Origin of the sequence: uncultured Victivallis sp. (assembly GCF_944391105.1) — a bacterium.
Lineage (GTDB): Bacteria > Verrucomicrobiota > Lentisphaeria > Victivallales > Victivallaceae > Victivallis.
The window spans coordinates 37437-49629 of record NZ_CALXSK010000028.1; the positions used below are offsets into that span (position 1 = coordinate 37437).

A 12193-nucleotide genomic window follows, 5' to 3' on the forward strand; every position below is an offset into this window, starting at 1 on the left:
TGAATATGGTGTTGCAATTTAAATATCAAGATCCTTCACGCCGGCGGCATGCTTTTCGATGTACTCCCTGCGCGGTTCGACCACGTCGCCCATCAGCAGCGTAAACATCTGATCCGCAACGATCGCATCCTCCATGGTGACCCGGATCATCTTGCGCGTCTCGGGATCCATCGTCGTCTCCCAGAGCTGTTCGGCGTTCATTTCGCCGAGACCTTTGTACCGCTGAATCCGCAGCCCGGTCTGCCCGTTCGCACGAACCTGCCGGAAAAGCTCTTCGAGCGACTCCGCCGGAGTCGCGTCAACATTCTCGCCGGTCGAGACGAAATAGAGCGCCTCTCCCTTGTCGAACACATTGTTCGGCTTGAGGCCGTGCTCCGCCAGTGCGGATACGAGCTCCTCGCAGTTCGCCGCCTCGAAAATGTCGATGATGTCGAAGTGGCGAGCCAGCTCCGTCGCACGCTCTGCGGCAGCAGCTTCCGACGCGGCGTCGCCCGGAACCACCGCCGGAGCCGGCCCGGCGAGCCGCTCCTCGGCCTCATGCAGGAACGCGTGCTGCTCCTCCGGCGAGTAGAGATACTTCTGGGTGTTCGTCCCGTCCGCTTCGCGCACCGTGATATGGCTGACCGGACACTTGCCGTCCTCCCGGATCGCGTCGAAATACTCATGCGGATCGATACCGCAGCGGCGCAACCCCTGCGACACGTGCGATGCCCGGGTGTAAAGTTCGATGAGCGCAGTGAGCTCCTCCGGCGCAAGCTGCGTCCCGGCGGCGCTCTTCACGGTCAGATCCTCCTCTCCGAGCTGAACCAGATAACGGTCGAGCTGCTCTTCGGTATCGATGTACTGCTCCTTCTTTTTGCGCGTAACCTTGAAGAGCGGCGGCTTGGCGATGTAGACGTAGCCCGCCTCGATGAGCGGCTTCATCTGCCGGAAGAAGAAGGTCAGCAGCAACGTGCGGATATGCGAACCGTCGACGTCGGCATCGGTCATGATGACCACGCGGTGGTAACGTGCCTTCGATACGTCGAACTCCTCTCCGATCCCGCAGCCGATCGCGTAGATCAGCGACTGGATCTCCTTGTTCGCAAAGACCTTGTCGATCCGCACCTTCTCGACGTTCAGCAGTTTGCCGCGGATCGGAAGAATCGCCTGAATCTTGCTGTCCCGCCCGGATTTCGCCGAGCCGCCGGCCGAATCACCCTCGACGATGTAGAGTTCGCATTTCGAAGGATCGCGGTTCGAGCAGTCCGCGAGCTTGCCCGGCAGCCCGAGGCCTTCGAGCGCGCCCTTGCGGCGGACGCTCTCGCGCGCCTTCTTGGCCGCCTCACGGGCCCGCGCCGCCAGCATCGCGCTGTTTCCGATGTTCTGGGCGATCTGCGGATTCTCCTCGAGGTAGTCGCCGAGCTCCTCGTTGATGACCGATGTCACGATCCCCTGCACTTCGGAGTTCCCGAGCTTGGTCTTGGTCTGCCCTTCGAACTGCGGATCGGGCACCTTCACGCTCACGACCGCCGACAGCCCCTCGCGCACGTCCGTGCCGGAGAGCGTCGTGTCGTTTTTCATGCGTTCCCGGGTGTAGTTGTTGATCGTGCGGGTCAGCGCCATCTGAAACCCGGTCAAATGGGTTCCGCCTTCGACTGTATTGATGTTGTTCGCGTAGCTGTAGACGTTCTCGGTATTGCCGTCATTGTACTGCATGGCCACTTCGACGTCGATGCCGTTGCGCTCGCGATGGAAGTAGATCACGTCCGGATTGATGACGGTCTTGTTGGCGTTCAGCATGGCGACGAACTCGCGGATGCCGCCCTCGTAATGGAACACTTCGCTGCGCTGCGGATTGTCGGGCTCAAGCCGCTCGTCGGTAAAAAGAATCCGGATCCCGCTGTTCAGAAACGCAAGTTCGCGCAGCCGCCGCGCAAGGATGTCGCGCACATAGACCGTGTCGGAAAAAATCGTCCCGTCCGGCTTGAACGAAACCTTCGTCCCGCGCTTCGCGGTGGGTCCGAGCTGTTTCAGCGGCATGGTCGTAATGCCGCGTTCGAACCGGATCTGGTAGGCGATCCCGCCGCGGTAGACCTCCACCTCCATCCAGTCGGAAAGCGCGTTCACGCAGGAGACGCCGACGCCGTGCAGACCGCCGGAAACCTTGTAGGCGTTATGGTCGAACTTGCCGCCCGCATGCAGAATCGTCAGCACGACTTCGACGGCGGGTTTCCCCTCCTTCTCATGCAGATCCACCGGGATGCCGCGCCCGTCGTCCTCGACCGTGATCGAGTTGTCCGCGTGAATCGTCACGGCAATGTGACTCGCATATCCCGCCAGCGCTTCATCGATCGAGTTGTCCACGACCTCGTAGACCAGATGGTGCAGACCGCGCTGACCGGTATCGCCGATATACATCGACGGCCGGACCCGGACGGCTTCAAGCCCTTCGAGAACGGTGATCTTACTGGCGCTGTATTCGGATGCGGAACTGTTTATGTCAACGGTATTTTCGCTCATGTCTCCCACTCTCTTTCCCTGGTTTCATCAACAGGGGAACAATATACAGCCAACCCCGTACAATTTCAAGGAAAAAGCCGCACGCAGGTTGCATATTTTCCGTTCACGTGATATTTTTTCCGAAAACCACACCCCATGGAGGAATTCCCGTGCCCGGTATTGAAATCACCTATGGTGAAGAACTCAAGCGCAAGCTCATTCACCTCTCATCGCTCTGGATGGTTTTCGCGGTGTATCTGATCCCGAGCCGCCCGGTCGCGGCGGGACTCTTCGCGTTCCTGCTCGCAGCGACGCTCATCTCCGAACACGCCTACGCCTGCGGCTGGCCCGTACTCGCACCACTCTACGGATTCCTCTTCGGCCGCATGCTGCGCAAAAAACCCGAGCCCGGAGCCTGGATCGTCTCGGGCGGAAGCTACGTTCTCATGGCTGCGCTGCTCGTGACCGTGCTTTACGAACGCGAGGCCGCCGGAGGCGCGATGACCGTCATGCTCACCGGAGACGCGGCCGCCGCACTCATCGGCCGCCGCTTCGGACGACACAAGGCTCCGAACAACAAGAGCTGGGAGGGGGTCGCCGCCTTCCTTGTCGTCTCGGGAATCGCACTCGGAACCTATCTCGCACTGATCGGAGCGCCCGCCGCACTCTATCTCGGCGGAGCGATCGCGCTTTTTCCGGCCTGTGCGGCGGAACTCTTCGAGAGACAGCTCCACGTCGACGACAACTTTTCGATTCCGGTCGTCGTCGGGGCGGGATTGCAGATCGCGCTTTTTCTCTCCCGCGCAGAGGGCGTCACAGCTTGAGGTTGTCGAGAGCGGACCAGCGGTCGTCGGTCTCGTCGTCGTCGGTGCAGGAGCAGTTTCCCCGGTTGAGGTTTTTCCCGCAGTGCGGGCAGAGCCCCCGGCAACTTTCGGAACAAAGGAGGTTCATCGGCAGTTCAAGCAGCATTTCGCCGCGGACATCCTCGGTGATGTCGAGCTCATCCTCCTCCGGCTGCTCATAAAAGAGGCAGACGCCGGAGTTTTCTATCTTCTTCGCCACCGGCTCAAGACAACGGCCGCAGAGCCCGGCAACGTCCGTCCTCACCTTCCCCTCGACCAGCACGCCGCCGGAGACCGCCTTCGCCAGCAGGTCGTAGTGGACGGGAGCTGTCACGGAAAGCAGTTCGGAGGGTTCGACTTCAAGCCACTCCGCAGGCTCATCTCCGACGAGTTCGACCGGCTCCTTCTCCACGCGCGCAACGGAAAAGCGGATCATTTTCCCTCCTCCTTCCTCTTCATTTCCCGGATCTTCGCGGCGATCACAGGAACCGCCGCCGGAGGAACGTAGGCGCTGAAATCCGCGCCGAGCATCGCGACCTCCTTGACCATGTGGGAACTCACGAACGAATTTTCCTGAGTCGGCGTCATGAAGATTGTCTCGCACGAGTGGCGCAGACTGCGGTTCATGAGCGCCATCTGAAGCTCGTATTCGAAGTCGGAGAAGGCGCGCAGTCCACGCAGCACCGCGTTGGCGCCGAACTCCTCAATCGCATCGACGAGCAGCCCGCGAAACGCCACGACCTGCACATGCGGGATCTCCCGGCAGCAGAGCTCGATCAGCGCCTTGCGCTCCTCCATCGTGAACATCGGGGACTTCTGGGAGTTGACGGCGATCGCAACGATCACCCGGTCAAACAATCGCCCCGCGCGAACCACCAGATCCAGATGGCCGTTCGTGAACGGATCGAAAGAACCGGGGTATAATACGGTTTTCATCGGAATTTCCTGTCGTAGAGTTGTTGACGAGCGGTTATAGTCAGTGTATCTTAATATACGTTACAATTTGACATTATGCAAGGGAGAACCGGATTTTACTTTCGGATTCGATTGAGTTTATGGCGGACAATCTTTTGAAATTCACCGAGGCCGGACACCTCGGGCTGCCCGGAGAAAGCCGGCAAAAGCGGAAACTTTCCCTCGGGATCGGCGTCTTTGACGGCGTCCATCTCGGCCATCGCCTGATCCTTGCTGAAGTGCTGGCCGCCGCGGGCGAGACCGGTTCGATTCCGGCGGCGATGACTTTCGACCCGCATCCGCGGGCCGTGCTTCGTCCGGATGAGTCGCCGATGCTGCTCGTGCCGCTCAGGGAACGCGTGCGGCTGCTGCAGGAAGCGGGGGCGGAACTGGTCTGGGTCGTGCCGTTCACGCCGGAGTTCGCACAACTCGAACCGGAACAGTTCCTGGACCGGCTGCTCGGATGCCCCGAAATCACCGTCTCCGGAATCTGCGTCGGCCGGCACTGGAGATTCGGACGCGGCGGCGCGGGCAACTGCGCCTTCCTCGAACGATATACCTCCGAACGCAACATCCGCTTCCGGGGCTGCCCCGAACTGGAACTCGCCGGGGAAACCGTCAGTTCGAGCGCGATCCGCCGCGCGGTCTCCGCGGGGAAACTGGAACGGGCCGCCGAAATGCTCGGCCGCCCCTACCGGCTCATCGGCACGGTGGAGCGGGGTCACCACGCCGCGAGCGACCGGCTCGACTGTCCGACCGCGAATCTCGCGTTCACGGCAGGAGTGCTGCCGCCGGACGGAGTCTATGCCGCGGCCGCGTATCGCGACGGCGTCCCGTATCCGGCCGCCGTGAACATCGGGTTCGCCCCGACCTTCGGCTGGGAGAACGCCGTCCGGCGGGTCGAAATCCACCTGCTGGGCTTCTCCGGGAATCTTTACGGCTGTGAGCTCGGCGTGGAGTTTCTGCGCTATCTGCGCGAGGAGCGTACCTTCCCCGATCCGGAAGCGCTCAAAAAACAGATCAGTCTGGACGTGACGCAGATCCGCTGTTTTTTCGAACAACATTCATCCAACTCAAAAAGGTGATTTTCAATATGGAGAGCAGAACCTATCTGGCCAGCGATCTGGCGGGCGAACTCGGGCTGCCGCGCAGCACCATCAACGACTGGCTCATGCGCTACGCCGACTACCTCGAAGTCGAAACCCGCGGCAAGCGCAAGGTCTATTCGGAAAAATCCCTGCGGATTCTCAAGGAGATCTCCGGCATGCGCAACGAGGGGAAGAGCTCCTTCGAAATCGAACAGCTGCTCGCCTCCCGCTACGGCATCCGTCCGGAAGTTGCGCCGCACACCCCGGCAGCCCCTGTCCGCGAAAACGGCGAAACGCTCCCCGCTCCAACCGTTCCGGGAGAGCCGTCCGGCGAGACGCTCCCCGCTCTGCGCCCGGCGTTCGAGCAGATGAGCGTCCAGATCAACACGGAGTTTCTGAAGCTCGCGGACCGGCTTGAAGAGGCGGAACACCAGCGCCGGCGCCTGGTGCAGCGCATGCGGATCATCATGACCGTACTGCTGCTCGGGCTGGTCGCATTCATTCTCATACTCGCGCTGGTGATGTATCAGGCATTCAGCCGCATCGAGCAGCGCAACCGCGAGGCAGCTCAGCAGGCAACCCGCGAATCGGGGAAGAAACTCGATGAGATGACCGTCATTCTCGACAAGTCGCGCGAGGATTTCACCACCAATCTCGCCCGGCTCCGGGATGAGATGGGCAGACAGCGTGAGAGCTTCGAAGCGCGAATCCGCGAGATGGAGAAGGATGCCGCCACCCGCACCGAGGCGCAGATCATCAAACTCAAGGAGGAGTTCGCCCGCAAACAGCAGCAGGAACTTCAGAAACTCGTCGACGCCCACGAGAAGAAACTCAAGGAGGCGCAGGCCGCAACCGCGAAGTCCGACTCTCTCCGCCAGCAGGCCGAAAACGAAGCGAAAAACGCCCGCGAAAAACTCTCTCAGGGACAACAGGAACTCGAACAGCTGCGCCGCCTCCTGAACGAGCTTGAGGGAAAACGAATCGAAGCGGAAAAGGCGCGGCAGGCGCTGACGCCGGAAGCCGCCGCGCCCGCTGGAACGGCCGAAAAGGCAACACCGGCCGCACCGGAAGAGGCTTCGAAGTGATCGCCGGGGTCGGCACGGACATCGTCGAAATCGCGCGTATCGAAAAAATGCTCGCGAAATTCGGCGAAGCATTCCGGGAACGGATCTGCTCCCCCGCGGAACTCGCCGAGGGAGCCCGCCGGAATCACGCTCCGACCTACTACGCCGGACGATGGGCGGCAAAAGAGGCCGCCGCCAAGGCCCTCGGCTGCGGAATCGGCGAACACTGCGCTTTCACGGAACTGGAAATCCGAAACGACGCCTCGGGCGCGCCGCAGCTGAAACTGTGCGGGAAAGCCGCGGAGTTCGCGGCAATCCATGGCGGCGGAAAACTGCACGTTTCCCTGAGTCACGAAGCCGCCTACGCCACAGCGGTCGTCATCTGGGAAATCAACTGAAACGACGCGACGCATGAGAGAAGAGTTCATCTTTTCCGGAACACCTCCGGCCGACTCCCCGGTAGCGATTCTGCTGGCCGGGAGCAGCTGGTGCGACGGCAGTTACTCGATTGAGCGGAACGGAGCAGACCTCTGGGTCGCCGAATTCATCGAATCCGGCACCGGAACGCTGACCGTGGAAGGGGTGACCTGCCACCCTTCCGCGGGCGATATCTACCTCGTTCCGCCGATGAGTCACCACACCTACACCTCCAGCGCGGTGTCACCGTGGGTCAAACACTGGATCAACTTCTCTGGAGCGCTGATGCCGGAACTTGTGCGGCTCTACCGGCTTGAAGGAGTCTGTCATGTCCCGAATTTTTCACGGCCGGAACTCTTCAAAAACGCCCATCATCAGCTGCGGCTTCACCCGCAGGAAGCGCACACCCGGATCGGGCCGGAATTCCTGATGGGGCTGGTCGTGACCATGGCGGCCGATCTCCGTGCCGCGAACCGCAAGTCCCACTGCTCACCTGAAGCCGCGGCTCTGCGGGAGTGGCTTGATACGCAGATATTCGCACCCGCCCCCACGCTGCAGGAAATGGCCGCAAAAATCTCGCGTTCCCGCGGCCAGACGATCCGTATTTTCAAAAGCGAATACGGCGAAACCCCGGTCCAGTACCTGATCGAACGCAAACTCGAAGCCGCCCGGATGCTCCTGCGCGGCTCGCCGATGGCGATCAAGAAAATCGCCGAGCAGCTCTGCTTTTCGGACGAATACTATTTCGCTGCAATGTTCAAGCGGAAAACCGGCATCGCCCCCGGCCGTTACCGTTCGGCACACGGAAAATAAAGATCAAAAAAACGGGGAAATCACGAAAAAGCCGACCATTTCCCCTCAAAAAAACGGCGGAAATGTGACGGATAAAAAACGGGGAAATCACGAATCTCCGTTTTCCTCCCCCTCCTGTTCGAGCTGGCGGAGCACCATCTCTGCGGGGGTCAGGAACTTTTTCGCCTGGTTGCAGGCGCGACAGCAGACGACGAGATTGCCGCGCGTGCTCCTTCCGCCACGCGCCACCGGCACGATATGATCGAGCGTCAGCTCCTCCGGCGGAAATTTCTTCCGGCAGTAGTGACAGATCCCCTGCTGAAACAGGTTGCGGAAATAGGGCGTGTTACGCAGTTCGCGCGCCTTGGCGCGCTCCCGTTTGATGTGCCGCTCATCGCGGTTGATCTCAACCCAGTCGTCCATAAAATCACAAATCTCGAAGAGAATCCGGTCAGCCGGCGATGCGCCCGGTGTCGAGAACCTCGCGGATCGCTTTGGCCACAGTCGGCAGCCGGTGCGGCTTCGGCAGGAATCCGCAAGCTCCCTGATTGAGCAGATCATGCACCTCCGCCTCCGAGACGAATCCGCTGGAAAGCAGGATCTTCGCCTTCGGATCGATCGCGCGAATCCGGAAGAAAGTCTGATGCCCTCCCTGTTTCGGCATGATCATGTCGAGCAGAACCAGGTCGATCTCCGACGGGTTCGCCTCATAAATCTCCACGGCGTCAAGACCGTTCTCCGCCAGAAGCACGGAATATCCGAGTTTCTGCAGCGCCTCAATCAGAAAGTCCCAGATCGTTTCGTGATCGTCGACGATCAGGATCGTCTCGTTCCCGCCCGGCAGGGCATTCATTTTCGTATCCATGAACTCAATTGACTCCTCTTTACAACATGTCGCGCCGGATATCGGGAAACAACTCCATGACCGTTCACCGGCAGGCAATTCCGGAAAAATCCTCTTTCTTTCCGACTCCCATTGGCGATATGGGAAATTCATGTATATATTATACTCGATTTCCCGACGAATGGCAAGCACGAGAACCATTATATTGAGAAAAATGGCATTAACTTACTATCAAATCCTCGGCGTCGACAGCCGGGCCGGTTTCGCCGAGCTCAAGCGCGCCTACTACCGGCAGGCGAAGCGATGTCATCCGGACCTCTTCCGCAACGCTCCGGAAAAAACCCGGGAGTTCCAGATGCTCGCTCTCGCTTTCGACACGCTCTCCGATGCGGAAAAACGGCGCCGGTACGACCGCTCGCTGCTCTCCGACTCGGAGCTGATCCATTGCGACCGCACCCGCCCCGAAGAACCGATCATGGATTCCGAGGCGGACGACATCCTTGAGGAGCTGATCGTCGGCAACCACACCCCGCCGGAGAGTTCGCTTGCAACTTTGCTGGCCGACCTGCGCAAAACCGAGATCTTCATGGCCTACCGCGAAGGACGCGATCACTTCCGCCACAACCGTTTCGAAAATGCGGAGATCTGTTTTGCGCAGGTGGTCGCGGCGGCGCCGCAGAATGTGGTGTTCCGGGTCTGTCTCGCGCGCACGCTCGCCGTGCGGAAAAAATTCGGAGCAGCCGCCCGCCACTACCGTGCGGCGATCGGAATCGGAAAGCGGCGGGTCCCGAGCCAGAGACTTCTCCGTGTCCGCCGGGAACTGGAGGAAATGCAGCGCAAGCGCCTTTCGATCTTCGGGTTCTTCCGGCGGCTGTTCCATGAAACACCGACGCAACTCGGTCCCGACGACGCGGATCTGATGATCGACGAATTGAACCGCTCGCTCACGCGCGCAGCCCGGAATCTGCAACTGGAGAACCGCAATGAAGAGTGATCCCGACCGGACTCCGGCATTCCGCGAACTCTGCCGCCTCGCGGGCCAGGCGATTGCCCGTTACCGGATGATCGGGGAGGGGGAGCGGATTCTGGTTGGTCTCTCCGGCGGTAAGGACAGCTTTCTGCTGCTGCACGTGCTGCATGCTCTGCGTCGCCGTTCTCCGGTCCGGTTCGACCTGATTGCGGCGACTTTCGACCCCGGGTATCCGGAGTTCAACTCCGGTGCAATCGCCGCCTACTGCCGGGAAAGAAAATGGGAGCACCGGATCATCCGGCTCGACATCGCCGCGCTCCTTGCGGAAAAGCAGTTCGAAGAGACGCCGTGCATCCTCTGTTCCCGGCTGCGGCGCGGCAAACTCTACGGCCTCGCCGCAGAGGAACATTGCGGGAAACTCGCACTCGGCCAGCATTTCGATGACATCGCCGTCTCATTTCTGATGAGCCTCTGCCGCGGGCAGGGCCTGACCACGATGGGACCGAACGTCGCAGCGAAGGCGAAGGAGCAGATCCGGATCATCCGTCCGCTCGCGCTCGCACCCGAATCGCTCATCATCCGCTGCCGTGACGAACGCGAACTGCCGGAAGCCGGAAAATGCCGCTACGAGGAACGGCTTGCAGACGGCGACCGCGCCTACTTCCGCCGATTGCTCGACCAGCTTGCCGAACGGATACCGAACCTCCGCAGCCAGATGCTCCGTTCACTCGGCAACGTTCAGGCGGAATATCTGCTCGATCCCGCTTACCTCCACTTCGGTAACGAGAGCAAAAGGAAGCCGGATGCTGGGAAAACATCCGGCTCGGGAAAAAGGGAATAGGGAAAGAAGTTTCCGGAAACTCCGGGAATAGAATTTCCGATCTTCTGTTATTCAACATAATCTGCCGGAAACAGAAATCAAGTCTATTTGATAAAAAAACATCTATATTTTTATACTTTTTTCATTTTTGAGGGAAAACCGGTTGCTCCGCCACGCCTTCTGCGCTATATTACCGGGAAAAAAGGAGGCCCGAAATGGTGGAAGTGCAGACAAAACCGACAGGGGAGACGAAGATGGTCTTTCTCGGTTCGCGGCTGGTAAAGGTGCTGGACCTGGGTGTTGGAGAGAATCTCTACGGCGGGCGGCTGCTGGAGATGGCGGCCGAACAGGGGGCGATTCACGCCGCCAGGAGCACGGGAGAGGGGCATCTGGTCGGCTACCGGTTTTCGGAGTTTTACCTCACGCGGCCGGTGAAGGCGGGAGAGGTTCTCGACTTCTATGCGGAAAAGGTGCGCCGGGGGAGGAGCAGCGTGACGTTTTTCCTGGAGGCGCGGGTTGGAGGAGAGCGTGCGTTGCGCGGAGAGTGCACGTTTGTGGCAGTCGATGCGGATGGAAAAAAGAAGCAGCTCCGGGAGATGGAGCCGTAACGTTTCCGGGCGGAGTGGATTTTTTCCGGAAAAGCATTATATTGTAGAAGAACGAAAGGAGCTTTTCCGAATGACCGACGAAACGAACAACAACGCTGCGCTGCTGCTCGGGCTGGGACTGGACGGCAAAGACGGCCATCGCCGTATCACGAAAGGCGACAACTTCTGCCTGGTAGGCGGCTCGGAGGAGACGCACGAGAAGATGACCGAGACTGCGGTCAAATTCAATGAGAAACTCTCCCGCCGCGGCAAGACGCTTGGCGAGCTCTCCCGCGACGAATTCACCGACATGATCCGCGAAGCCTCCGGCAAGTGACATCTGACGAAATACTTCGCCTTTGCCCGGAACGCGGAAGAGCGCTGCCGTCCGCCTGACTCCCGGATCATCCTCTTTCTCATAAAACGCCCACCCTGCCCGGGTTCATTCTGCGGGTGTTTTTCATCAGGCCATCATGCCCGACCGCACCGGCCGCAATTACCTGTTTCTGGCCATTCCGGCATATCAGCAATGCCAGAAAGGAAGGATTCAACAATAAACGTTCGAGATCGTGAATGCCTCAAGTTGAAAATCGATCTGCTCCCCTGAAATTTCAAGCGGGAAAGAAGCGGAGTTTATGACCAGAGCCGGTGAAGAGACGAAAAAATTGGCATCCCCATCGGGATGAGAACCCTCTTCTTCAATTCTCCCTCAAAAATTTCTTTTTACGGCTGTTTTTCCTGTTTTCAGGTCCCAAAATCCCGCAATTGTGACCCATTTGTGCCCCATTTGTGCCCCAGAAAGGAGCCTGCTATACCTATAAAGTACCTGTTATGGTTGGATTTTGACAGAGGATTTCCAAACTTTTTTTCAACTTTTTCAAGCTAATAACACATCTCCATTCTTTCGATTAAGGAGTAAATTTTCTTGTACTTGCTGAAATGGAAAGAAAAGAATTGGCTCATTATCAGACAGAGTGAGATAGCTTGTAATACCATGGAGAAATCTCAGAAAAGTTGCCCCTGGTATAAAAAAAACTGGTTCGTTCAAGTTTATCCGTTTCTGTCCGCATTGAAGTGGGTTGTTCTGCTGTTAAAACAGGTATTACGAGGCCGGGATTACACTGTTTCAGATTTCGGCCTTTTCCACTCAGAGGGGCGTATCAACTATTCGATTCTGTGGCGAGGCTTCTCTAAAACCTTTTGGTATTTATCAATTATGTATGCAATCTCTGCACATTGCATACTCCATATATACTACTTTATTCCAATATACCTCACCACCTCACCACAGAATATTTATAATTGATTAAATATAAGGATATTAACTATGTGGC

The 12193-nt window shown here is 58.8% G+C and carries 14 protein-coding genes; 9 read left to right on the forward strand and 5 right to left on the reverse strand.

The genetic code is table 11. From position 1 onward, the window contains the following. Nucleotides 1-18: 18 nt before the first annotated feature. Entirely contained in the window at nucleotides 19-2502 is a 2484-nt protein-coding gene (gyrB, locus tag Q0K10_RS09750; protein ID WP_294506420.1) for a DNA topoisomerase (ATP-hydrolyzing) subunit B, read from the reverse strand. A 149-nt stretch (nucleotides 2503-2651) separates the two neighbouring features. On the opposite strand from gyrB, the gene Q0K10_RS09755 reads away from it, so the two are divergent. Next, entirely contained in the window at nucleotides 2652-3305 is a 654-nt protein-coding gene (locus Q0K10_RS09755) for a diacylglycerol/polyprenol kinase family protein (RefSeq protein WP_294506422.1), read from the forward strand. Here the strand turns inward: Q0K10_RS09755 and Q0K10_RS09760 are convergent. Both Q0K10_RS09760 and coaD read right to left on the reverse strand, forming a co-directional pair. Next, nucleotides 3295-3759, reverse strand: a complete 465-nt coding sequence (locus Q0K10_RS09760; protein ID WP_294506424.1) for a DUF177 domain-containing protein — start codon at nucleotides 3757-3759, stop codon at nucleotides 3295-3297. The two genes, Q0K10_RS09755 and Q0K10_RS09760, sit on opposite strands and share 11 nt — an antisense overlap. Further along, nucleotides 3756-4259: a pantetheine-phosphate adenylyltransferase gene (coaD, locus tag Q0K10_RS09765; RefSeq protein WP_294506426.1), complete on the reverse strand. Its 504-nt coding sequence runs from the start codon at nucleotides 4257-4259 to the stop codon at nucleotides 3756-3758. The genes Q0K10_RS09760 and coaD overlap by 4 nt, the downstream gene beginning before the upstream one ends. 119 nt (nucleotides 4260-4378) lie before the next feature. Between coaD and ribF the strand changes: the two genes are divergently transcribed. The 4 genes from ribF to Q0K10_RS09785 are packed head-to-tail and all read left to right on the forward strand — an operon-like array spanning nucleotide 4379 to nucleotide 7659. Further along, a complete protein-coding gene (gene ribF, locus Q0K10_RS09770) occupies nucleotides 4379-5362 on the forward strand; it encodes a riboflavin biosynthesis protein RibF (RefSeq protein ID WP_294506428.1) in 984 nt (327 codons plus the stop codon). An 8-nt stretch (nucleotides 5363-5370) separates the two neighbouring features. Continuing rightward, nucleotides 5371-6450 (forward strand): MerR family transcriptional regulator, encoded by a 1080-nt coding sequence (locus Q0K10_RS09775; RefSeq protein ID WP_294506430.1) that lies wholly within the window; start codon nucleotides 5371-5373, stop codon nucleotides 6448-6450. Further along, entirely contained in the window at nucleotides 6447-6827 is a 381-nt protein-coding gene (gene acpS / locus Q0K10_RS09780; RefSeq protein ID WP_294506433.1) for a holo-ACP synthase, read from the forward strand. The genes Q0K10_RS09775 and acpS overlap by 4 nt, the downstream gene beginning before the upstream one ends. A gap of 13 nt (nucleotides 6828-6840) precedes the next feature. Further along, on the forward strand, nucleotides 6841-7659 hold the full coding sequence (locus Q0K10_RS09785) for an AraC family transcriptional regulator (protein WP_294506435.1): 819 nt from the start codon (nucleotides 6841-6843) through the stop codon (nucleotides 7657-7659). An 87-nt stretch (nucleotides 7660-7746) separates the two neighbouring features. On the opposite strand, the gene Q0K10_RS09790 is transcribed toward Q0K10_RS09785, so the two are convergent. Then, complete coding sequence (locus Q0K10_RS09790) at nucleotides 7747-8061, reverse strand: HNH endonuclease (protein ID WP_294506437.1); 315 nt, start codon at nucleotides 8059-8061, stop codon at nucleotides 7747-7749. Between the two features lie 28 nt (nucleotides 8062-8089). Next, nucleotides 8090-8503, reverse strand: coding sequence for a response regulator (locus Q0K10_RS09795; protein ID WP_294506439.1), 414 nt, complete (start codon nucleotides 8501-8503; stop codon nucleotides 8090-8092). Nucleotides 8504-8696: 193 nt separating this feature from the next. On the opposite strand from Q0K10_RS09795, the gene Q0K10_RS09800 reads away from it, so the two are divergent. From Q0K10_RS09800 to Q0K10_RS09815, 4 genes are all read left to right on the forward strand, one after another. Further along, nucleotides 8697-9476, forward strand: coding sequence for a J domain-containing protein (locus Q0K10_RS09800; RefSeq protein WP_294506441.1), 780 nt, complete (start codon nucleotides 8697-8699; stop codon nucleotides 9474-9476). Further along, nucleotides 9466-10293: an ATP-binding protein gene (locus Q0K10_RS09805; RefSeq protein WP_294506443.1), complete on the forward strand. Its 828-nt coding sequence runs from the start codon at nucleotides 9466-9468 to the stop codon at nucleotides 10291-10293. Before Q0K10_RS09800 ends, Q0K10_RS09805 begins: the two co-directional genes overlap by 11 nt. 194 nt (nucleotides 10294-10487) lie before the next feature. Next, a complete protein-coding gene (locus Q0K10_RS09810; protein WP_294506445.1) occupies nucleotides 10488-10880 on the forward strand; it encodes a hotdog domain-containing protein in 393 nt (130 codons plus the stop codon). A 70-nt stretch (nucleotides 10881-10950) separates the two neighbouring features. After that, nucleotides 10951-11196: a hypothetical protein gene (locus Q0K10_RS09815; RefSeq protein ID WP_294506447.1), complete on the forward strand. Its 246-nt coding sequence runs from the start codon at nucleotides 10951-10953 to the stop codon at nucleotides 11194-11196. The last annotated feature ends 997 nt before the right edge of the window (nucleotides 11197-12193 follow it).

Bases quoted from the DNA above. Each gene is read 5' to 3' on its own strand.
- Q0K10_RS09760 (WP_294506424.1), bottom strand. From the start codon at position 3,759: ATGATCCGCTTTTCCGTTGCGCGCGTGGAGAAGGAGCCGGTCGAACTC.
- Q0K10_RS09810 (WP_294506445.1), top strand. From the start codon at position 10,488: ATGGTGGAAGTGCAGACAAAACCGACAGGGGAGACGAAGATGGTCTTT.
- Q0K10_RS09800 (WP_294506441.1), top strand. From the start codon at position 8,697: ATGGCATTAACTTACTATCAAATCCTCGGCGTCGACAGCCGGGCCGGT.
- Q0K10_RS09790 (WP_294506437.1), bottom strand. From the start codon at position 8,061: ATGGACGACTGGGTTGAGATCAACCGCGATGAGCGGCACATCAAACGG.
- coaD (WP_294506426.1), bottom strand. From the start codon at position 4,259: ATGAAAACCGTATTATACCCCGGTTCTTTCGATCCGTTCACGAACGGC.
- Q0K10_RS09815 (WP_294506447.1), top strand. From the start codon at position 10,951: ATGACCGACGAAACGAACAACAACGCTGCGCTGCTGCTCGGGCTGGGA.
- gyrB (WP_294506420.1), bottom strand. From the start codon at position 2,502: ATGAGCGAAAATACCGTTGACATAAACAGTTCCGCATCCGAATACAGC.
- Q0K10_RS09775 (WP_294506430.1), top strand. From the start codon at position 5,371: ATGGAGAGCAGAACCTATCTGGCCAGCGATCTGGCGGGCGAACTCGGG.
- Q0K10_RS09805 (WP_294506443.1), top strand. From the start codon at position 9,466: ATGAAGAGTGATCCCGACCGGACTCCGGCATTCCGCGAACTCTGCCGC.
- Q0K10_RS09785 (WP_294506435.1), top strand. From the start codon at position 6,841: ATGAGAGAAGAGTTCATCTTTTCCGGAACACCTCCGGCCGACTCCCCG.
- ribF (WP_294506428.1), top strand. From the start codon at position 4,379: ATGGCGGACAATCTTTTGAAATTCACCGAGGCCGGACACCTCGGGCTG.
- Q0K10_RS09795 (WP_294506439.1), bottom strand. From the start codon at position 8,503: ATGGATACGAAAATGAATGCCCTGCCGGGCGGGAACGAGACGATCCTG.